Origin of the sequence: Curtobacterium sp. B8 (assembly GCF_000333315.1) — a bacterium.
Classification (GTDB): domain Bacteria; phylum Actinomycetota; class Actinomycetes; order Actinomycetales; family Microbacteriaceae; genus Curtobacterium; species Curtobacterium luteum.
Genome location: NZ_BACW01000231.1, coordinates 1 through 1,727 on the forward strand (window position 1 = coordinate 1; position 1,727 = coordinate 1,727).

The window sequence follows — 1,727 nt, forward strand, 5'->3', positions numbered from 1 at the left end:
CATCCTCTTCGGGACGTGACGCCCGTGTCTCGGACCCGTGGCGTTCGGCGGGTGTGCGAGCCCTCGCGGCACCGTTCGCCGTGGGGAGGGGTTCCAGGCCGTCGCCGGCATCGAGGCCCGTGGGTTCGCCCTCGCCGGTGGCATCGCCGCCCAGCACCAGGTCGGCGTCCTGACCGTCCGCAAGGCCGGCAAGCTCCCGGGCGAGGTCCTCAGCGAGCAGTACGCGCTCGAGTACGGCGAGGCCGAGCTCGAGCTCCGCCCGGGCCAGCTCCCGCAGGGCACGCGGGTGCTCGTCGTCGACGACGTCCTCGCGACCGGCGGCACCGCGGCCGCGACCATCACGCTGCTCGAGCGCGCGGGCTACGAGGCGATCGGGTTCGCCGCACTGCTCGAGCTCGACGGCCTCGCCGGCCGGGAGCGCGTCGAGGCCCGCGTCCCGGTGACGACCCTCGGGGCCGTCCCGGCCTGACGGACCGCACCGTCCCGGCCTGACGGACCGCGCCGTTCCGGTCTGACGGACCTGCCCCGACGGGACCGCGCCGCGACCGACGGACCCGCACCGACGGGACCGCGCCGCGACTGACGGAGCCGCACCGTGCCTCCCGGCCGTTCCTGCAGACCCGCGCCACCGCCGGACCCGCTCCACAGGCGAGCCGCACCGGGGCCGCCGCGCACTAGTCTTGACCCACCCCTGATCGAACCGAGGAGCACCACGATCGTGACCGACGCAGTCGCACCAGAGCCCGCAGACCTTCCCCAGGCACCCGAGCCCCGCACCGCGACGACCGCCACGACGGGCACCGAACTCTTCGACGGCGAGCGCGGCGTCGTCGCCATCCGGGTCGACGGCGTCCTCAAGGACCTCGCCGCGGACGTCCAGGCGGGCGAGACCGCCGAGGCCGTGACGCTGCAGAAGCAGGACGGGCTGGACATCCTCCGCCACTCCGCGGCACACGTGCTCGCGCAGGCCGTCCAGCAGATCAACCCCGACGCCAAGCTCGGCATCGGCCCGCCCGTCACCGACGGCTACTACTACGACTTCGACGTCGCCGAGCCGTTCACGCCCGAGGACCTCAAGGCGATCGAGAAGGGCATGGACCGCATCGTCAAGCAGGCCCAGCGCTTCCGTCGCGTGGTCGTCACCGACGCCGAAGCCCGCGAACGCATGGCGGGGGAGCCGTTCAAGCAGGAGCTCATCGGCCTGAAGGGCGCCGCGGAGTCCGGCGACTCGGGCGAGAGCGTCGAGGTCGGCGCCGGCGAACTCACGGTGTACGAGAACGTCGACCCGAAGACGGGCGAGGTGCTCTGGCAGGACCTCTGTCGCGGTCCGCACGTCCCGCACACCCGCTGGATCGGCAACGCGTCGAAGCTCATGCGCGTCGCGGCGGCCTACTGGCGCGGTTCGGAGAAGAACCCGCAGCTGCAGCGCGTCTACGGCACCGCCTGGCCCGACAAGGACCAGCTGAAGGCGTACCTCGTCCGCCTCGAAGAAGCCGCCAAGCGCGACCACCGCAAGCTCGGCGCCGAGCTCGACCTGTTCTCGTTCCCGGACGAGATCGGTTCGGGCCTGGCGATCTTCCACCCGAAGGGCGGCATCATCCGCCGCGAGATGGAGGACTACTCGCGCCGCCGGCACGAGCAGGAGGGCTACTCCTTCGTCTACACGCCGCACATCACCAAGGGCGACCTGTTCGAGCAGTCCGGGCACCTCGGCTGGTACAAGGACG

The 1,727-nt window shown here is 72.3% G+C and carries 1 protein-coding gene and 1 pseudogene; both read left to right on the forward strand.

The features are described 5' to 3' along the window. Positions 1–37 precede the first annotated feature (37 nt). On the forward strand, positions 38–469 hold the full coding sequence (locus I59_RS05805; protein WP_022903058.1) for an adenine phosphoribosyltransferase: 432 nt from the start codon (positions 38–40) through the stop codon (positions 467–469). 249 nt (positions 470–718) lie between these two features. Further along, positions 719–1,727, forward strand: a pseudogene (gene thrS / locus I59_RS05810) (threonine--tRNA ligase); the annotation flags it as partial.